This is a genomic window from Micromonospora sp. bgisy143 (genome assembly GCF_057708145.1).
Genome location: NZ_JBYIRN010000001.1, coordinates 568,649 through 587,366, shown reverse-complemented (window position 1 = coordinate 587,366; position 18,718 = coordinate 568,649). Strand labels below are relative to the sequence as shown.

Genomic DNA, 18,718 nt, shown 5'->3' with positions numbered 1-18,718 from the left:
CGTCGTCGGCAGAGCGTGTTGGGCGGAGCAGCGATCATGAGCGCTGTGGCTGCTATGGCTGCTGAGCGGCCCGGCGGCGCAGGGTTGCGTCGCTTTGGCGTGAGGTGTGGCGGGGTGAACCGCTTGTGCTCAGCAGCGCCGGTGATAGAGGTTGCGCCGTGGGGTGCGCGCTGGGTCCAGCCAGGCGGGCGGGAGGAATTCCGGCTGGCCGTCCGGCGCGATGCGGACGACCCAGTCGCCCTGGTGCAGGACTCGGTGATGATGCCCGCAGAGCAGGACCGCGTTGCCCAGCGCCGTCGTGCCACCGTCCGCCCAGTGGCGCACATGGTGGCCGTCGCACCAACGGGGTGGCCGGTCGCAGCCGGGGAAGGCGCAGCCGCCGTCGCGGAGCACCAACGCGCGCCGCAGTGGCCCGGTGAAGAGTCGGCGTTGACGCCCGACGTCCAGGATCTGGCTGTTGCCGTTCAGGACCGCCGGCAGCACGGCGGCGTCGCAGGCCAGGCGGCGGACCCCGCCCGGTGTGAGAGGTGCGCCGGTCTCCAGGGTGCCGGCTCCCACACCGTTGACCAGCGCGTCGAGCGACATCGTGACGACCAGTTGCGGGCGGTCTCCACCGTTGTCGGGCAGGTGGCCGGTGCGCAGTGCCAGCCGGCAGATCTCACCCAGTGCGTCGGCTCTGCGCTGGCCGGGACTGCGATCGTCGTGCTCGCCGGCCGGAGAGCAGAGCGGGTCGATGGCCTCGCGGAGCAGGCTCGCGGTCTCGGTGTCGAGGTTGCCGGTGAGGCGTACCTGCCCGTCCTTCGGCTCGGAGAGCGTGACGTGCCGGCGAGCCTCGGCCCGCTCGGCGGCCCGGTCGAGGGCCGCCAGCTCGGCCTGGTCGGCCAGGTCGGGCGCGACGTGTGCGAGGACGCGTTCGCCGAGGCAACGGAGGATGGTCGGATCGAACCGGTCGGCCCAGGTGACAAGCAGTTCGATGGCCTTCTCCGCCACCTCTGGACCGGCTTCGGCGGGCAGGGCGGCGATCGTCTCCGCCACCACCCGGCCCTGCTCGACGGTGAGGCTGCCGTCGAGCAAAGCGGCACGGACCGTTGGCGGTGCCGCGTCGATGGTGGTGGCGAGCTGGACCAACTGGCGGGCCGACCGCCCGGACAGCCGCAGCCGCTCCCGCAGCCAGACGGCGGTCGACGATGCGCCCCGGGCTACCGCGAGACCACGGCCGTCCAGCTCGCGCACGAGAGCGAGCTGGACGGTTGCCAGGCGTTGCGCCAGGACGTGCGACGCGTCCAGCGACGCGAGCAGTTCGTCGTCGGAGAGGGCCCACAGCGCGGCGTCGGCGCAGTCGTCCACGCCGCCACCCGCCTGCGCCAACGCCCCCAACATGGGTCAATGTTAGAACAGGTGTACGACAATTTCCGGCGCGATGGACCCGCTCAGCGACACCGCTTCGGGACCGTGGCTCGGCGATAAGTGACGACGCGCGCACAGCCGGGTGGGTCGGGTGCGGGGTTGGCCACTCCGGGCCGGCCCGCCGGGCTGGATCCCGAGGCCGGGGATACGGTCGGGTCATGGCTGAGCGCGTCGCACGCCCGCGGGTCGGGCACATCCAGTTCCTGAACTGCCTGCCGATCTACTGGGGCCTGATGCGCTCGGGCAGCCTGCTCGACGTCGACCTGCACAAGGACTCGCCGGATCGGCTGAGCGCGGCGCTGGTCGCCGGCGACCTCGACATCGGTCCGATCACCCTGATGGAGTACCTGAAGCACACCGACGAGCTGCTCCTCCTGTCGGACCTGGCGGTCGGCAGCGACGGTCCGGTGCTCTCGGTCAACATGGTCTCCACCCGGCCTCTCGCCGAGCTGGACGGCGCCCGGGTGGCGCTCGGGTCGACCTCGCGGACCGGGGTGATGCTGGCACAGTTGCTTCTCACCGAGCGGTACGGCGTACGGCCCGAGTACTTCCGCTGCCCTCCGGACCTGACCCAGATGCTGCTGGAGGCCGACGCCGGGGTCCTGATCGGGGACGTGGCGCTGCGGGCATACTACGAGGCACCGTTGCGGGGTCTCACCGTGACCGACCTCGGGCAGGCATGGCGGGACTGGAGCGGGCTGCCGATGGTTTTCGCGGTCTGGGCGGTCCGCCGCGACTTCGCAGCCGCGCACCCGGGCATGGCCAAGGAGGTGCACGAGGCGTTCCTGCGCTCGCGGGACCTCTGCCTCTCCGAGCTGGACCAGGTCGCCGAGGCGGCGGCGCGCTGGGAGGCGTTCGACGCCGCGACGCTGGCCACGTACTTCCGGGCCCTGGACTTCTCGCTGGGCGAGCGGCAGGTCGCCGGGCTGCGGGAGTTCGCCCGGCGGGTCGCCGCGCTCGGCGAGGTCCCGCCGCTGCCGGACGGCGGCCCGGAGTTCTTCGCCGGCTGACACCCGGCGCGCCCGAGAGGACGCCGCTGCACCGCGCAGGACTCCGCGCCGCGCGCCGTGAAGCGAAAGAGCGCCGCTCTGCTGGGCAGAGCGGCGCTCGGACGTCGAAAGAGAAGCGGATCAGGTGCCGGGGCGCAGCAGCGCCTCGGTGATCTTCTGGCAGTTCTTCATGCCGTACTCGTAGCCCATGCCGATCGGGTAGCGGACCATCACGCCCATCGTCCAGGTGTCGCCGATGGCCAGGCAGTTGATGTGCATCTCCTGCTCGGCGGTCCGGTCGATCCACCCGTTCTTGATGGCGATCTGCTTCTGCTGTGCGGGCGGGAACGCCTTGCGGATGCCGAAGTCGCCAGCGCCCCGGACCAGCTTCATCTCGTTGAGCAGCCACTTGGTCCACTTGGGTCCAGCGGCGGTGCCGGTGGCGATGCAGTTGCCCAGCCGCGCGGTGTCGCGGGGGGAGAGGGCGGTACGGGACCAACCCTTGTCCGGGGCGACGCTGCTGTCGGTCAGCTTGCACATGGAGAGCAGCCGCCGGATCGAGGCGTCCCGGCCGACCGAGTTGTAGAACTGCTCGGCCCTCGTGTTGTCGCTGTCCCGGATGATGCGGGTGGCGTCGGCGAGCTTCGCGTCGCTCGGTGTCTGACCGGCCTCGGCGGCGCGGCGCAGGTAGTCGGCGACGATCCAGGACTTGATCAGCGAGGCGGTGGTGCTGGTCTCGTCCATGTTCTTCGAACCGATGATCTGCCCGGTACGGCGGTCGAGGACGCTCCAGGAGTACCAGCCCTCGATGTCGAGGTCGAGGTTCTTGGCCTGGAACGGCAGCGGCTTCAGCGAAGGGCTGGGGCTCGGCGGGGCCGGCTGCCGGGCGCTGCGGTCGGTGGCCGCGTCGGTGGACCGGCCGCTGGTCGTCGCGTCGGAGTCACCCCACTTGGCGGCGGCGGTCGACTCGAACGGCGACCCGGGCAGCAGGCGCAGCGACACCAGCACCAGCCCGATCAGGATGACCGCGACGGCGATCAGACGCAGCGGCGAGGTCTCGCCTCCGCCGCGCCGGTCGGCCCGTCGGTTGCCGGCCATCAGAGCTTCCCGACCGGCTGCTGCGGCACCTTCAGCGCGGCGCCGGGCTGCGGGGTGACCAGTTGGGTGGCGACGCTGGCGCAGACCTGCGCGCCGTAGTCCAGCCCTTGCCTGATCGGGTAACGCAGCATCACCGCGAGACTCCACTTTCCGTTGACCGCGAGGCAGTTGACGTGCCAGTTTCCGTCGGAGGCGATCGGCGTCCAACCGTTCTTCATGCTGACCGGCCCCTGCGCGGTGATCGATTTGGGCAGGCCGTCGATGATCCCCCAACGGCCACCGCCGGAGCTGGCCCGCTGGTCCTTCTTCGCGGTGGTACCCCGGACCTTGGCCATCTGGTCCAGCACCCACTTTGTCCACTTCGGGCCGGCGGCCTTACCGTCGGCGATGCAGTCGCCGAGCCGGACGGCGTCGCGCGGGGACATCCGGGTGAAGCTCCAGTAGCCGGTGTAGGGCTCGGTGTTGCCGCGCTTGGTGTCGGTCAGGCCGCAGATCCTGATCGCCCGCTGGATCACCGGGTCCGGGGTGCTGCTCTTCGACGGCTTGTACGACCCGCCCGCGGCGGCGTAGACCTTGTTGGCCGCGTTGTCGTTGCTGTCGATGATGGCGAGGCTGGCCATCTGCTTCAGCGCGGTGGTCGGTTCCTTGTCCCCGAGTTGGCGCAGGTAGTCGGAGACGATCCACGCCTTGATCATCGACTCGGTGGAACTGGTCGCGCTCATGTTCGACGATCCGGAGACCTTGCCGGTCTTCCGGTCGAGCAGCGCCCACGAGAAGTATTCGCCCTTGAAGGCCACCGACACCCGGCCGGCGGCCAGCGTGGGCGGTGGCGGCGGGGCCGGCGCGGGCGCGGCGACGCTTGTGGTGCCGCCGCCTTCACCGCCACCACCTTCGCCGGCGTCGCTGGACAGTCGGGCGTACGCGGTGGGCACCAGTAGGACGCCACCGAGAATCACCGCCACGACGGCGAGCACCATGGTCACGCGAGATCGCATGAGTTGGGTGAGCTCCAGATGTCAGGGCCGGGGGGACCGGCTTCGTTGTCCGGGGCGACCGGTGCGTTCGCCGTGGCCGGGGGAGGTGGCCTGAATGGAGCCGGCGTGGGGGCAGCCGATCGTGTGACCGGCAGAAGTCTACGTCCGGACGGCCCGATCGCCAGAGGTCGACACCAGGCAACGTGCGAAATCGGGAGAAAATCGCAGCGTTATGCGTCTTATGGGGGTTTTACCCTCTTTCCCGTGAGCCACGTCATAACCGCCGATGTCACGGTGGGTCGCGGCGACCCACCCATCGGTGACGGAACGTCGCTCGGGTTTCCTGTTACACCCCCTAGTGCATTCGGGCGCAAGCTGTAACACTTGTCCTCATGTATGGCAACGACTTCTCCGCACCCGGCGACGCACCGGACGACGCGCCCGGCGCGGGTCTGCTCGGCGAGGTCGAGGCGGCCGAGGCCGAGCTTCGCGCCGCCGCCGCTCGGGAACGGCGCGGCGGACCGGTGCCGGACGAGGACATGGCGGCCTACTTCGCCGAGGTGGTCGACGCGGAGCAGAAGATCGAGCCGCGCGACTGGATGCCCGAGGCGTACCGCCGGACGCTGATCCGGCAGATCGCCCAGCACGCCCACTCCGAGATCATCGGCATGCAGCCCGAGGGCAACTGGATCAGTCGGGCGCCCTCGCTCAAGCGCAAGGCGATCCTGTTGGCCAAGGTGCAGGACGAGGCGGGCCACGGCCTCTACCTCTACGCCGCCGCCGAGACCCTCGGCATCAGCCGCGACGAACTGGTCCAGTTGCTGCTCGACGGCCGGCAGAAGTACAGCTCGATCTTCAACTACCCCACCCTGAGCTGGGCCGACGTCGGCGCGATCGGCTGGCTGGTGGACGGCGCGGCGATCGTCAACCAGGTGCCGCTGTGCCGGTGCTCCTACGGGCCGTACGCCCGGGCGATGATCCGGGTCTGCAAGGAGGAGTCGTTCCACCAGCGCCAGGGGTACGAGATCCTGCACACCCTCGCGCACGGCACCCCGGCGCAGAAGGCCATGGCCCAGGACGCCGTGGACCGCTGGTGGCATCCCTCGCTGGCCATGTTCGGCCCGCCGGACGGCGACTCCACCCACTCCGCGCAGTCGATGGCCTGGAAGATCAAGCGCTTCTCGAACGATGACCTGCGGCAGCGCTTCGTCGACATGTGCGTCGGGCAGGCCGAGGTCCTCGGGCTCCGGATTCCCGACGACGACCTGCGCTGGAACGAGGAACGGCAGGCGTACGACTACAGCCAGCCGGACTACGACGAGCTGATGCAGGTCATCAAGGGCAACGGGCCGTGCAACCGGGAGCGGATGGCGCACCGCCGGGCCGCCCACGCCGACGGCGCATGGGTACGCGAGGCCGCCGCGGCGTACGCCGCCAAGCGCGCCGCCGAGCAGGCCGAGACCAGGGAGAAGGTGGCCGCGTGAGCAACGAGCACTCGCCGTTGTGGGAGGTCTTCGTCCGGGCCCGACGGGGCCTGTCGCACACCCACGTCGGCAGCCTGCACGCCCCGGACGCCGAGCTGGCCCTGCGCAACGCCCGCGATCTGTACACCCGCCGCCAGGAGGGCGTGTCGATCTGGGTGGTGCCGGCGGGCGCGATCACCGCGTCCAGCCCGGACGAGAAGGACGCCTTCTTCGACCCGGCCGCCGACAAGGTCTACCGCCACCCCACCTTCTACGAGGTGCCGGACGGGGTGGCACACCTGTGAGCGGGCCCTTCGCCTTCACTCTCGGCCTGGGTGACGACGCGCTGGTCGCCGCGCAGCGGCTGGCCGAGTGGACCACCCGCGCGCCCGAGATGGAAGAGGACATCGCCCTCGCCAACATCGCCCTCGACCAGCTCGGCGCGGCCCGCCTGCTGCTGTCGTACGCGGGTGAGCTGGAATCGGCGGGCCGGGACGAGGACGCGCTCGCGTACCTGCGCGACGACCGCGAGTTCCGCAACGTGCTCCTGGTCGAGCTGCCCAACGGCGACTTCGCGGTGACCATGGCGAAGCTGTTCTTCCTGGCGGCGTACCAGGTGCCGCTCTACACCGCCCTCGCCGGCTGCGCGGACGAGCGGCTGGCCGCGATCGGCGCGAAGGCCCGCAAGGAGTGCGCGTACCACCTGGACCACGGCGCGTTGTGGGTGAAGCGGCTCGGTGACGGCACCGAGGAGTCGCACCGTCGGATGCAGGATGCCGTGGACCACGTCTGGCCGTACACCCATGAGCTGTTCGGGGCGGACCCGGCGGCGCCGGTCGACCCGGCGGGCCTGCGGCCGGCGTTCGACGAGGTCGTCGGTCCGGTGCTGGCCGAGGCGACGCTCACCCGGCCCGAGCGCGGCTGGGCGCCGACCGGCGGACGGGCCGGCGTGCACACCGAGCACCTGTCCTACCTGCTGGCCGAGATGCAGGTGCTGCACCGCGCACACCCGGGCGCGCAGTGGTGACCGCGGGAACCACCGCACAGCGGACCGGGACCGACGCGCGGACGGCGGCGGCGAACGTGGTGGACCCGGAGATCCGGGTGATCACGATCGACGAGCTGGGGATCCTGCGCGCGGTCGAGGACGACCCGGTCACCGGTCGGGTCGTCGTCACCATCACCCCGACATACACCGGCTGCCCGGCGATGGACGTGATCCGGTCCGACGTGCGACGCGCCCTGGCGGCGGCCGGATATCCGGACGTCGAGGTGCGGACGGTCTACAGCCCACCGTGGAGCACCGACTGGATCTCCGACGCCGGGCGGGCGAAGCTGGCCGCCGCCGGGATCGCCCCGCCCGCCCCGGCGTCCGCGCCGGGCGTGGTGGCGCTGACCCTGGCGGTCCGCTGCCCGCGCTGCGGCTCGCCGGAGACCGAACAGGTGAGCCGGTTCGGCTCGACCGCGTGCAAGGCGTTGTGGCGCTGCCGCTCCTGCTCCGAACCCTTCGACCACCTGAAGGCGCTGTGACAGTCACCATCACCCGGCCGGTCCGTCGCCGGCCGGCCTTCCACCCGCTGTCGGTCGCGGCCGTCGACCGGCTCACCGACGACTCCGTGGCGGTCACCTTCGCCGTACCCGAGGAGCTGCGGGAGACCTTCGCGTTCCGCGCGGGCCAGCACCTCACCGTGCGGCGGGTGACCGACGACGGCGAGGACGTACGCCGGTCGTACTCCATCTGCTCCACCCCGGACGACCTGGCCCGGCGCGGCCGGCTGCGGATCGGGGTGCGGGAAGTCCCCGGCGGCGCCTTCTCGGCCTTCGCCTGCGGCGCGCTGCGCGGCGGCGACACGGTCGAGGTGCTGCCCCCGTTGGGCACCTTCACCACGGCGTTCGCGCCGGACCGGGTCCGCCACTACGGCGCGGTCGTCGCCGGCTCCGGCATCACCCCGGTGCTCGGGCTGGTCGCGACGGCCCTGGCCGTCGAGCCGGCCAGCACCTTCACCCTGGTGTACGGCAACCGCACGGCGAACACCGTGATGTTCGCCGAGGAGTTGGCCGACCTGAAGGACCGGTACCCGTCCCGGCTGCACCTGGTGCACGTGCTGTCCCGGGAACAGGGCGAGTCGCCGCTGCTCTCCGGACGGATCGACGCCGACCGGCTGGCCCGCCTGCTGGGCACCATCGTCCCGGGCGAGCTGATCGAGGAATGGTTCCTCTGCGGCCCGTACGGCATGGTCGTCGACGCCCGGGAGGTGCTGACCGCGCGCGGTCTGCCGGAGTCGGCGGTGCACACCGAGCTGTTCCACGTCGACGCGCCGCCGGAGCCGGTGGCGCGTCCCACCGAGCAGCCGGGCGTCGGAACGGACGTCACCATCGTGCTGGACGGCCGCTCGTCCAGCTTCACCATGGGGCGCGAGGAGCGGGTGCTGGACGCCGCGCTGAAGGTGCGCGGCGAGTTGCCGTACGCCTGTAAGGGCGGGGTCTGCTCGACCTGCAAGGCGAAGGTCGTCGACGGCGCGGTCACGATGGCCCGCAACTACGCCCTGGAGCCGGACGAGGTGGCCGCCGGCTACGTGCTGACCTGCCAGTCCAGCCCGACCACCGACAAGCTCACGGTCGACTACGACGCCTGACGGCCGCCTCGCGGGCCGGGTGGCGGGCCGGAGGGTCCACGGTGGGTGCAGAGCCTGTCGAGCTGCCCCATAGACGGGGCAGTCAGCATTGCCGCAGGGCTGGGTCGATGCCGGCGTGCCAATGCCCGGGCCGGTTCTGATGCCGGGGCCGGTTCTGATGCCGGGGCCGGTTCTGATGCTCGGGCCGGTGCCGGTGTTGAGGCCCGGTGGCGGTGTCGGTGTCGGGACTCGGGCCGTGCTAGCGCCGATGCCCATCGGGCGCCGCGCCCCACAATTGGGGCAGCTCGACAGGCTCCGAGGGGGGTGTGGTCCGGGCCGACGTCGAGGCGCCGACACCGTGTCGACAGGTCAGCCAGGTCCGGCGCGAGCCCGGCCGCGCGGTGTGCGCAGCGCATCACAGCCGTCAGTACCTGTCCGGGAAAGGGCGAGGGGCGGGCGTAGGCTCGGGGTTGTGACGGTGAGCCGGGAGATCGACGACATCCTGCAGCGTGGCGCGGACGGCGGGCGGGTCACGCCCGAGGAGGCCCTGCTGCTCTACACCGAGGCGCCCTTCCACGCGTTGGGCGAGGCGGCGGACGCGGTGCGCCGGCGGCGCTATCCGGACAACGTCGTCACCTACCTGATCGATCGCAACATCAACTACACGAACGTCTGTGTGACGGCGTGCAAGTTCTGCGCGTTCTACCGGGCGCCGAAGCACGCCGAGGGGTGGACGCATCCGACGGAGGAGATCCTGCGTCGCTGCGGCGAGGCGGTCGAGCTGGGCGCGACCCAGGTGATGCTCCAGGGCGGGCACCACCCGGACTACGGCGTCGAGTACTACGAGGAGCTGTTCTCCTCGGTCAAGCAGGCGTACCCGCAGCTCGCGATCCACTCGATCGGGCCGAGCGAGATCCTGCACATGGCCAAGGTCTCCGGCGTCAGCCTGGACGAGGCCATTGCCCGGATCAAGGCCGCCGGCCTGGACTCGATCGCCGGTGCCGGCGCGGAGATGCTGCCCGAGCGCCCGCGCAAGGCCATCGCCCCGCTCAAGGAGTCGGGTGAACGGTGGCTGGAGGTCATGGAGCTGGCCCACCGGCAGGGTGTCGAGTCGACCGCGACCATGATGATGGGCACCGGCGAGACGCACGCCGAGCGGATCGAGCACCTGCGGATGATCCGCGACGTGCAGGACCGTACGGGCGGGTTCCGGTCGTTCATCCCGTGGACGTACCAGCCGGAGAACAACCACCTCAAGGGCCGTACGCAGGCGACCACCTTGGAATACCTGCGGCTGGTCGCGGTGGCCCGGCTCTTCTTCGAGACCGTGCCGCACCTGCAGGCGTCCTGGCTGACCACCGGCAAGGACGTCGGGCAGCTCGCCCTGCACATGGGCGTGGACGACCTCGGCTCGATCATGCTGGAGGAGAACGTGATCTCCTCCGCCGGCGCCCGGCACCGCTCCAACCTGCACGAGCTGATCGGCATGATCCGCTCCGCCGACCGGATCCCGGCGCAGCGCGACACCCTCTACAACCGGCTGGCGGTGCACCACACGCCGGCCGACGACCCGACCGACGAGCGGGTGGTCTCGCACTTCTCCTCGATCGCGCTGCCCGGCGGGGGCGCGGGCCGGTCGCTGCCGCTGGTGGAGGTCAACTGAGGGCCGTCCCGGTCCGGCCGTTCGGCTGAGCGGGCATCCTGCTTCCGCTTGCGCCGCCCGGCGGTACGGGTCCTCCCGGTGGGCTCGGTGGCGCATAGGCCGCTGCGGGGGCTGGTGGAGATGATCGCCGACGGATAGCGTGCGGCCGTCCGTCGAGGCACGTCCTCCATCGGCCCATGAGGGTCGTTCACATAACGCACGGCGGATCGGGCGGGATGGGTGACCATCCCGCCCGATCCGTGTGCCGGGTCCAGTCCGGACGGTTGAAAACCGACCGCCACGCTGGCGTGGGAGATCGACCTCGGATAACGTCCGCTCGTTCCGCAACCATTTCTTTCTTCCCTACCCCCGGGGGACTGATGACAGCGTTCCACCGCTCGGCGCTGGTTCGTGCCGGCGTCGTGGCCCTGCTCGCGGCCGGTGGCGTGGCCACCGTCGCCGCCCCGGCCCAGGCCGCCGACCAGGCCGACCTGGCCCTGGTGCCGCTCAGCTACGAGCTGGCCCAGGGCGTCAAGGCGGCCAAGGCGAAGCCGTTCAAGTTTCAGGTCGACAACACCCGGAGCACGGTCGACGCCAAGGACGTCCGGGTCACCGTGGAGACGAAGGGCCTGAAGAACCGCAAGGTCGGCGTCATCGCGCCGGACGGCTGCGGCCTCAAGGGCACGACCTTCACCTGCCTGCTCGGCGATCTGGCCGCCGGCACCACGGAGGACTTCGGTATTCCGATCTTCTCGACCGGCGGTCGCGGCGACGCCGGCACCCTGGTGGTCAGCATCAGCTCGGCCACCGCCGACCCCAACCCGCAGGACAACACGGTGCGGCACGACATCACCGTCGCCAAGCCGGGTTACGACCTGACCACCTGGGTGCAGGACGTCTACGCCGACGTGACGGTGGACGGCGACGAGGCGGGCGAGTCCGGCCTCAAGCCGGTCAAGCGGGGCGACACCGCGCCGCTGGACTGGGCGGTCTACAACGACGGCAGCAAGAAGGCGACCGGCGTGGCGTACGGGATCACGCTGCCGGCCGGCGTCACCTTCGCCAAGCTGCCGGAGGGCTGCGTCGAGCAGCCGTTGGGCGGGTTTGCCAACGCCTACTGCGAGGACAGCGGCGTCGTGCTCAAGCCCGGGCAGTTCTACACGGCGGACGTCCGGGTGAAGGTCGGCGAGGACGTGACCGAGTCGGTGCTCCGGCCCGGATTCGTCTGGGCCGCCGGTCTCGAGGCCGCCCAGGGCAGCCCCGAGGAGGCGCCGCGGGATGCTTCCGGCGCGCAGCGTCGGGCGTTCACCGAGACCGACGAGGTGGACAACACGGCGCAGTTCGACGTGTTCGTCGACCTCAGCGCGCAGCCGACCCCGACGCCGACCGTCACGCCGACGCCGACGCCGACCGCGACTCCGACGCCGGGCGGTACGACGACGCCGGGCACGACCACGTCGCCGACCGCTGGTGGCGGTGGCTCCGGCGGCGGTGGGCTGCCGGTGACCGGTGTGCAGGCCGGTCTGATCGGCGGCATCGGTGCGCTGATCCTGCTCGCCGGTGGGGCGCTGCTGGTGCTCTCCCGTCGCCGCAAGGTGGTCATGGTCGCCCCCGGCGACGAGACGTCGACCGACTGACCCGGGTACGACGTGAAGGGCGGGGTGGGCGACCACCCCGCCCTTTCGCTTGTCGAAGGACGCCGGGCACCCGGGGTACGCGGACCCAGCGGTCGACGGCTCGCGTCGGGCTGGCAGAGTGGACCGGGTGAGCCGTTCCCCGCAGGGCCAGCGCGCCAGTCTCGACAAGCAACCGCACGAGGTCGCCGCGATGTTCGACGGCGTGGCCGAGCGTTACGACCTGACCAACACCGTGCTCGCCTTCGGGCAGGACCGTTCCTGGCGACGGGCCACCCGCGCGGCCCTCGGGCTGCGGCCGGGTGAGCGGGTGCTGGACGTGGGAGCGGGCACCGGTGTGTCGACCCGCGAGCTGGCCCAGTCCGGGGCGTACGCGGTGGGGGCGGACCTGTCGCTGGGCATGCTCCAGGTCGGCAAGCGGGTGCGTCCCGAGGTGCCGCTGTTGGCCGGCGACGCGCTGCGGCTGCCGTTCGCCGACGCGAGCTTCGACGCGGTGACCATCTCCTTCGCCCTGCGGAACGTCAACGACACCGACGCCGCGCTGCGTGAGCTGGCCCGGGTCACCCGGCCGGGCGGCCGGCTGGTGGTGTGCGAGTTCAGCACCCCGGTCAATCCGGTCTTCCGGACGGTCTACCTGTCGTACCTGATGCGGTCCTTGCCGGTGGTGGCCCGCGCGGTGTCGAGCAACCCCGACGCGTACGTCTATCTGGCCGAGTCGGTGCGGGCCTGGCCGGACCAGGCGGCGCTGGCCGGGCGGGTGGCCGCGGCGGGTTGGGGTCGGGTGGCGTGGCGCAACCTGACCGGCGGCGTGGTCGCGCTGCACCGGGCCGTCCGCCAGTAGTACGCGGAGGTCCGGGCACGGTACGCGAGAAGGCCGCGCGTTTCAGGAATATCCGACTTTAGTCCACTTTGCGCCGTAGGCTCGTCGGTATGACCGGAGCAAACCCGGCGACCCCGGTGGCCGCCACCGACGACGACGCGGCTGAACTCATCGCGCAGTTGCGCGCGTTGGCCGGCGCGGACCCGGCGGACGTCCGGCAGGTGGTCGCCGAGGTGTTGGCCGCGCTGGACCGGGCCGCGGGGGGCGCGCTGCGGGAGCATCTACCGGAGGCGATCCGGGTCGACGCCGGCCTGGACGCGCCCAGCCCGGCCTGACAGTCGCCTGCTGTGGACGGTCGAGGACTGTCACATCGGCGAGTTAGGTACCCCTGATCCTGCGCAGGTATGACGCCGGTCATACACTCGTCCCGTCTGGCTTGTGAAGCATTTCACGAGCGTGCGGGAGGAGGCGCGAATGACCGCGGTGGAACACGACGCCGACGTCATCGTCGTTGGCGCCGGTCCCGGTGGATCGGCAACTGCGTACCACCTGGCCCGGCACGGCGTACGGGTCCTGGTGTTGGAGAAGACCGAGTTCCCCCGGGAGAAGGTCTGCGGTGACGGACTGACCCCGCGTGCGGTGCGCCAGCTCATCCGGATGGGCGTGGACACCTCGCCCGAGGCCGGCTGGCTGCACAACAAGGGTCTGCGGGTGATCGGCGGCGGCGTACGCCTGGAACTGGACTGGCCCGAGCTGGCCAGCTTCCCGAACTACGGGCTGGTCCGCACCCGGCTGGACTTCGACGACCTGCTCGCCCAGCGGGCGGTGGCGGCCGGCGCGAAGCTGCGGACCCAGGTCAACGTGCTGGGCCCGGTGCTCGACGACGACGGCCGGGTGATCGGCGTGCAGGCGGAGGTGGGTGCCGGCAAGGAGCCCGCCACCTTCCACGCCCCGCTGGTCGTGGCCGCCGACGGCGTCTCCGGCCGGTTCCCGCTCGCGCTCGGGCTGGCCAAGCGGGAGGACCGGCCGATCGGTGTGGCCGTCCGCCGCTACTACCACTCCCCGGCCAAGCACGACGACGACTACCTGGAGTCGTGGCTGGAGCTGCGCAGCAAGGACAGCGGCGACAACCTGCTGCCCGGGTACGGCTGGATCTTCGGGCTCGGCGACGGGCGGGTCAACGTCGGCCTCGGCGTGCTCAACTCGTCGTCCGCGTTCGGCAAGACCAACTACCGCCGGCTGCTCACCGACTGGCTGGCCAACACCCCGGCCGAGTGGGGGATGACCGACGAGGCCAACGCGGACGGGCCGATCCTCGGCGCCGCCCTGCCGATGGGCTTCAACCGGGTGCCGCACTACACCCGCGGCGTGCTGCTGGTCGGCGACTCCGGCGGCATGGTCAACCCGTTCAACGGCGAGGGCATCGCGTACGCCATGGAGTCCGGCGAACTGGCCGCGGAGGTGGCGGTGCAGGCGCTCGCGCGTCCGGCCGGGCCGGAGCGGGAGCGGGCGCTGTTGGCGTACCCCAACGAGCTGAAGGCCCGCCTCGGTGGCTACTACCGGCTCGGCGGCATCTTCGTGAAACTGATCGGCCGTCCGGAGATCATGCGGATCGCCACCAAGCACGGCATGCCCCACCCCACGCTGATGCGATTCGTCCTCAAGTTGTTGGCCAACCTGACCGACCCGCGCGGCGGGGATGCGATGGACCGGGTCATCAATGCACTGACGAAGGCCGCGCCCGCGGTCTAGACAGGACGGCATCGGTGCTGGTCACAGCCCCGACGCCGACAAAGATCGACCCCCGCCGGCAACCACCGCGAGGGACGTGAATAGTGTGATTTTCGTCAAGCACTGACGGCAGGGAAGGACGAGCAGGAGAAAACGATGTCGCTCTCGCCTTACGCACCGATCATCGGGCTGTTCGCCCTCGCCGCGGCGTTCTCGCTGTTCTCCGTCGGCGCCGCCCGCTTCGCCGGTCCCCGTCGTTACAACAAGGCCAAACTCGAGGCGTACGAGTGCGGCATCGAGCCCAGCCCGCAGCCGGTCGGCGGTGGGCGGTTCCCGATCAAGTTCTACCTGACGGCGATGCTCTTCATCGTCTTCGACATCGAGATCATCTTCCTCTACCCCTGGGCGGTCTCGTTCGACGCTCTGCCGATCTTCGGCTTCGTGGAGATGGTCCTGTTCATCGTCGCGGTCTTCGTCGCGTACGCCTACGTGTGGCGGCGCGGCGGCCTGGACTGGGACTGAGGAAGGAACGTCAGATGGGCATCGAGGAGAAGCTCCCCGCCGGCGTCCTGCTCACCTCGGTGGAGAAGCTGGTCAACTGGTCCCGGAAGTCGTCCGTGTGGGGCGCCACCTTCGGCCTGGCCTGCTGCGCCATCGAGATGATGGCCGCCGGTGGTCCGCACTACGACATGGGCCGCTGGGGCATGGAGGTCTTCCGGGCCTCGCCCCGGCAGGCCGACCTCATGATCGTGGCCGGCCGGGTCAGCCAGAAGATGGCACCGGTGCTGCGCCAGATCTACGACCAGATGGCCGAGCCCCGCTGGGTGCTCTCGATGGGCGTCTGCGCCAGCAGCGGCGGCATGTTCAACAACTACGCCATCGTGCAGGGCGTCGACCACGTCGTACCCGTCGACATGTACCTCCCCGGCTGCCCGCCCCGGCCGGAGATGCTCATCGACGCGATCCTCAAGCTCCGCGAGAAGATCATGTACGAGCCGCTGGGTCCGAACGGTCGCAAGATGCTGGCGGCCCGCCAGGAGCGCGGCGACGTCCCGGTCGTGCCTTACGGCTCGATGCCGTCCTCCTACCGCAACGACAAGGCCCGGCGTGCCGAGTGGACCCAGGCGGTCCGCGAGGGGCGCGAGGAGCAGTTGCGGATTGAGAACTGGATGAACGCCCAGAACCATCTCCACCCGCAGGCAGGCCCGAAATGACGTCTCCCACGGACAAGACCAACGACGGCGGGGTGCCGGTACCGGTGACGCCGCCCGGCGCCAGCGCGACCGCCCCGGCCGAGTACCCGCCGGCCAGCCCGGCCGGTCGCGGGATGTTCGGCAACCAGGGCACGGGTGACGTGTCCGGCTACGGCGGCCTGGTCCGCCCGCGCCAGCCGATCGAGGAGGCCACCCGGCCGTACGGCGGGTACTTCGACGAGGTCCGCGACGCGCTGGAGGAGGCGTACCCGGCCTTCGGCGACGCGATCGAGAAGGTGGTCGTCGACCGGGGCGAGCTGACCCTGCACGTCCGCCCGGAGCGGATCGCCGAGGTCTGCCAGGTGCTGCGCGACGACATGGCGCTGCGGTTCGAGCTGTGCTCGTCGGTGTCCGGGGTGGACTACCTGGGCGCGGACGAGCGCCGGCTGCACGTCGTCTACCAGCTCACCTCGATGACCTACCGCCGCCGGCTCCGGCTGGAGGCCGCGGTCCCGGCCGGCTCGCCGCACCTGCCCAGCGTCACCGCCGTGTACCCGACGGCCGACTGGCAGGAGCGCGAGGCGTACGACATGTTCGGCATCGTCTTCGACGGCCACCCCAACCTGACCCGGATCCTCATGCCGGACGACTGGGAGGGCCACCCGCAGCGCAAGGACTACCCGCTCGGTGGCGTGCCCGTCGAGTACAAGGGCGCGGAAATTCCACCGCCGGACCGTAGGAGGTCCTACCAGTGACCACGTCGAACTACGCGACCGAACGCGAGACCACCGAGGGCCGGGTCTTCACCGTCACGGGTGGGGACTGGGACACGGTCGTGTCGGGCACCGACCCGATCAACGACGAGCGCATCGTGGTCAACATGGGTCCGCAGCACCCCTCCACCCACGGGGTGCTCCGCCTGATCCTCGAACTGGAGGGCGAGACGGTCCGCGAGGCCCGCTCGGTCGTCGGCTACCTGCACACCGGCATCGAGAAGAACCTCGAGTACCGCAACTGGGTCCAGGGTTCGACCTTCGTCACGCGGATGGACTACCTGTCCCCGATCTTCAACGAGACGGCGTACGCCCTCGCGGTGGAGAAGCTGCTCGGCATCACCGACGACGTCACCGAGCGGGCCACCACCATCCGTGTGCTGATGATGGAGCTCAACCGGATCTCGTCGCACCTGGTCTGGCTGGCCACCACCGGCATGGAGCTGGGCGCCATCTCGATCATGCTGTACGGCTTCCGCGAGCGGGAGTACATCCTCGACATCTTCGAGACCATCACCGGCCTGCGGATGAACCACGCGTACGTCCGGCCCGGCGGTGTGGCGCAGGACGTGCCGGACGACGCGATCCGCAAGATCCGCGAGTTCCTGAAGATGATGCCGAAGAAGCTCAAGGAGTACGAGGACCTGCTCTCCGGCCAGCCCATCTGGACCGAGCGGACCAAGGGCGTCGCGGTGCTGGACGTGACCGGCTGCGTGGCGCTCGGCGTCACCGGTCCGGTGCTGCGTTCGGCCGGGCTCGCCTGGGACCTGCGCAAGACCATGCCGTACTGCGGCTACGAGACGTACGAGTTCGACGTGCCGACCCACCCCGACGGTGACGTGTGGGGCCGCTACCAGGTCCGGCTCGCCGAGATCCGGGAGTCGATGAAGCTGGTCGAGCAGGCGCTGGACCGGCTGCGGCCGGGCCCCGTGATGGTCGCCGACCGCAAGATCGCTTGGCCCGCGCAGCTCGCCATCGGCGTCGACGGCATGGGCAACTCGCTGGAGCACGTCGCGAAGATCATGGGTCAGTCGATGGAGTCGCTGATCCACCACTTCAAGCTGGTCACCGAGGGCTTCCGGGTCCCGCCCGGCCAGGTGTACGTCGGCATCGAGTCGCCGCGCGGCGAACTGGGCGTGCACGCCGTCTCCGACGGCGGCACCCGGCCGTACCGGGTGCACTACCGGGAGCCGAGCTTCGTCAACCTCCAGGCCCTCCCGGCGATGGCCGAGGGCGGCCTGATCGCCGACGTGATCGCCGGCGGCGCCTCGCTGGATCCCGTGATGGGTGGGTGTGACCGATGACCGTCTTCACCGAAGAGACCCGGGAGCGGGCGCGCGAGATCATCGCCCGCTACCCGGCGGACCGGTCCCGCTCGGCGCTGCTGCCGCTGCTGCACCTGGTCCAGGCCGAGGAGGGGTACGTCTCTCCGGCCGGCGTGACGTTCTGCGCCGAGGTACTCGGGCTGAACAAGGCCCAGGTTGGCGCGGTCGCCACCTTCTACACCATGTACAAGCGCAAGCCCACCGGCGACTTCCTGGTCAGCGTCTGCACCAACACGATGTGCAACGTGCTGGGCGGCCAGGAGGTCTACGACACCCTCTCCGAGCACCTGGGTGTCGGGCACGACGAGACGACCGCCGACGGCACCATCACGTTGGAGCACGCCGAGTGCCTGGCGGCCTGTGACTACGGCCCGGTGATGACCGTCAACTACGACTTCTTCGACGGCGTGGACCCGACCACGGCGGTCGGTGTGGTCGACGAGCTGCGGGCGGGCGGCCGGCCGATGCCGACGCGCGGCGCGCGGCTGTGCACGCTGAAGGAGATGGCGGTGCAGCTCGCCGGTTTCGCCGACGAGCGCGACGGCGCGGTCGCCGACGGCGGGCCGGGCGAGCCGACCCTGCGGGGTCTGCGGTTGGCGCAGGAGCACGGCGTCTCGGTGCCGGGCTTCGACCCGAACACCCCGATCCGCAGCAAGGCCGAGGCCGACAAGGCGGCCGCCGAGGCGAAGGCGAAGGCGGAGGCGGCCAAGCCTGCCCCCGTCGAGGCCACCACGGCACCGGTCAAGGGCGGCGACGGCGCGGCCTCCCCGACCGCGGCTCCGGCCACTGAAGTCACCGGCGGCGACGGCGCGGCCACCCCCACCGGCAACGCCGAGCCGGTCGAGCCGGCGGCGGCCACCGGCAGCACGGCACCGGACGTGAAGGCGCCGGACGACAAGTCGCCGCAGGTGCGTACCGCCGAGACCCGGCAGCCCGACGCCGGCACGGCGGTTCCGGACGCGCCCGGCACCAAGGCACCGGCGGAGACCTCGCCGCCGGCGCCGCGCGACGCGCAGGCGGCCCAGGCCGCCGGTGCGGCGGCCAACGCCCCGGC

At 71.0% G+C, this 18,718-nt stretch carries 18 protein-coding genes and 1 pseudogene; 16 read left to right on the top strand and 3 right to left on the bottom strand.

The genetic code is table 11. The features are described 5' to 3' along the window. Window positions 1-129 precede the first annotated feature (129 nt). A complete protein-coding gene (locus AC3EN4_RS02765; protein WP_435204348.1) occupies window positions 130-1,380 on the bottom strand; it encodes an HNH endonuclease signature motif containing protein in 1,251 nt (416 codons plus the stop codon). A gap of 185 nt (window positions 1,381-1,565) precedes the next feature. Between AC3EN4_RS02765 and AC3EN4_RS02760 the strand changes: the two genes are divergently transcribed. Continuing rightward, window positions 1,566-2,417 carry a menaquinone biosynthetic enzyme MqnA/MqnD family protein gene (locus AC3EN4_RS02760; RefSeq protein WP_435204347.1) on the top strand — a complete coding sequence of 284 codons (852 nt, stop codon included), beginning with the start codon at window positions 1,566-1,568 and terminating at the stop codon, window positions 2,415-2,417. Window positions 2,418-2,537: 120 nt separating this feature from the next. Here the strand turns inward: AC3EN4_RS02760 and AC3EN4_RS02755 are convergent, their stop codons facing one another. Next, window positions 2,538-3,494 (bottom strand): serine hydrolase, encoded by a 957-nt coding sequence (locus tag AC3EN4_RS02755; RefSeq protein WP_435204346.1) that lies wholly within the window; start codon window positions 3,492-3,494, stop codon window positions 2,538-2,540. Then, window positions 3,494-4,489: a serine hydrolase gene (locus AC3EN4_RS02750; protein WP_435204345.1), complete on the bottom strand. Its 996-nt coding sequence runs from the start codon at window positions 4,487-4,489 to the stop codon at window positions 3,494-3,496. Before AC3EN4_RS02750 ends, AC3EN4_RS02755 begins: the two co-directional genes overlap by 1 nt. A gap of 371 nt (window positions 4,490-4,860) precedes the next feature. Here AC3EN4_RS02750 and paaA point away from each other — a divergent pair, with 371 nt between their 5' ends. From paaA to nuoE, 15 genes and pseudogenes are all read left to right on the top strand, one after another. Continuing rightward, window positions 4,861-5,952, top strand: coding sequence for a 1,2-phenylacetyl-CoA epoxidase subunit PaaA (paaA, locus tag AC3EN4_RS02745; protein ID WP_435204344.1), 1,092 nt, complete (start codon window positions 4,861-4,863; stop codon window positions 5,950-5,952). Continuing rightward, window positions 5,949-6,236: a 1,2-phenylacetyl-CoA epoxidase subunit PaaB gene (paaB, locus tag AC3EN4_RS02740; RefSeq protein ID WP_266248073.1), complete on the top strand. Its 288-nt coding sequence runs from the start codon at window positions 5,949-5,951 to the stop codon at window positions 6,234-6,236. Before paaA ends, paaB begins: the two co-directional genes overlap by 4 nt. Beyond that, on the top strand, window positions 6,233-6,958 hold the full coding sequence (paaC, locus tag AC3EN4_RS02735; RefSeq protein WP_435204343.1) for a 1,2-phenylacetyl-CoA epoxidase subunit PaaC: 726 nt from the start codon (window positions 6,233-6,235) through the stop codon (window positions 6,956-6,958). The genes paaB and paaC overlap by 4 nt, the downstream gene beginning before the upstream one ends. Next, on the top strand, window positions 6,955-7,461 hold the full coding sequence (gene paaD / locus AC3EN4_RS02730) for a 1,2-phenylacetyl-CoA epoxidase subunit PaaD (RefSeq protein WP_435204342.1): 507 nt from the start codon (window positions 6,955-6,957) through the stop codon (window positions 7,459-7,461). The genes paaC and paaD overlap by 4 nt, the downstream gene beginning before the upstream one ends. After that, complete coding sequence (paaE, locus tag AC3EN4_RS02725) at window positions 7,458-8,567, top strand: 1,2-phenylacetyl-CoA epoxidase subunit PaaE (RefSeq protein ID WP_435204341.1); 1,110 nt, start codon at window positions 7,458-7,460, stop codon at window positions 8,565-8,567. The genes paaD and paaE overlap by 4 nt, the downstream gene beginning before the upstream one ends. Before the next feature lie 451 nt (window positions 8,568-9,018). Further along, complete coding sequence (gene mqnC, locus AC3EN4_RS02720) at window positions 9,019-10,209, top strand: cyclic dehypoxanthinyl futalosine synthase (protein ID WP_435204340.1); 1,191 nt, start codon at window positions 9,019-9,021, stop codon at window positions 10,207-10,209. 359 nt (window positions 10,210-10,568) lie between these two features. Continuing rightward, window positions 10,569-11,825, top strand: a complete 1,257-nt coding sequence (locus AC3EN4_RS02715) for a cell wall anchor protein (protein WP_435204339.1) — start codon at window positions 10,569-10,571, stop codon at window positions 11,823-11,825. Between the two features lie 127 nt (window positions 11,826-11,952). Next, window positions 11,953-12,663: a demethylmenaquinone methyltransferase gene (locus tag AC3EN4_RS02710; RefSeq protein ID WP_435204338.1), complete on the top strand. Its 711-nt coding sequence runs from the start codon at window positions 11,953-11,955 to the stop codon at window positions 12,661-12,663. Window positions 12,664-12,752: 89 nt separating this feature from the next. Continuing rightward, complete coding sequence (locus AC3EN4_RS02705) at window positions 12,753-12,977, top strand: hypothetical protein (RefSeq protein WP_422737844.1); 225 nt, start codon at window positions 12,753-12,755, stop codon at window positions 12,975-12,977. Between the two features lie 139 nt (window positions 12,978-13,116). Next, window positions 13,117-14,394 carry a geranylgeranyl reductase family protein gene (locus tag AC3EN4_RS02700; protein WP_435204337.1) on the top strand — a complete coding sequence of 426 codons (1,278 nt, stop codon included), beginning with the start codon at window positions 13,117-13,119 and terminating at the stop codon, window positions 14,392-14,394. Window positions 14,395-14,529: 135 nt separating this feature from the next. Next, complete coding sequence (locus AC3EN4_RS02695; RefSeq protein WP_007454588.1) at window positions 14,530-14,895, top strand: NADH-quinone oxidoreductase subunit A; 366 nt, start codon at window positions 14,530-14,532, stop codon at window positions 14,893-14,895. Between the two features lie 14 nt (window positions 14,896-14,909). Next, window positions 14,910-15,587 carry a NuoB/complex I 20 kDa subunit family protein gene (locus tag AC3EN4_RS02690; RefSeq protein WP_007454590.1) on the top strand — a complete coding sequence of 226 codons (678 nt, stop codon included), beginning with the start codon at window positions 14,910-14,912 and terminating at the stop codon, window positions 15,585-15,587. After that, complete coding sequence (locus AC3EN4_RS02685; RefSeq protein ID WP_422737846.1) at window positions 15,584-16,321, top strand: NADH-quinone oxidoreductase subunit C; 738 nt, start codon at window positions 15,584-15,586, stop codon at window positions 16,319-16,321. Before AC3EN4_RS02690 ends, AC3EN4_RS02685 begins: the two co-directional genes overlap by 4 nt. Beyond that, window positions 16,318-17,643, top strand: coding sequence for an NADH-quinone oxidoreductase subunit D (locus AC3EN4_RS02680; RefSeq protein WP_421474112.1), 1,326 nt, complete (start codon window positions 16,318-16,320; stop codon window positions 17,641-17,643). Before AC3EN4_RS02685 ends, AC3EN4_RS02680 begins: the two co-directional genes overlap by 4 nt. After that, window positions 17,640-18,665: pseudogene (gene nuoE, locus AC3EN4_RS02675) on the top strand (NADH-quinone oxidoreductase subunit NuoE); the annotation flags it as partial. The gene AC3EN4_RS02680 and the pseudogene nuoE, both read left to right, overlap by 4 nt. Between the last annotated feature and the right edge of the window lie 53 nt (window positions 18,666-18,718).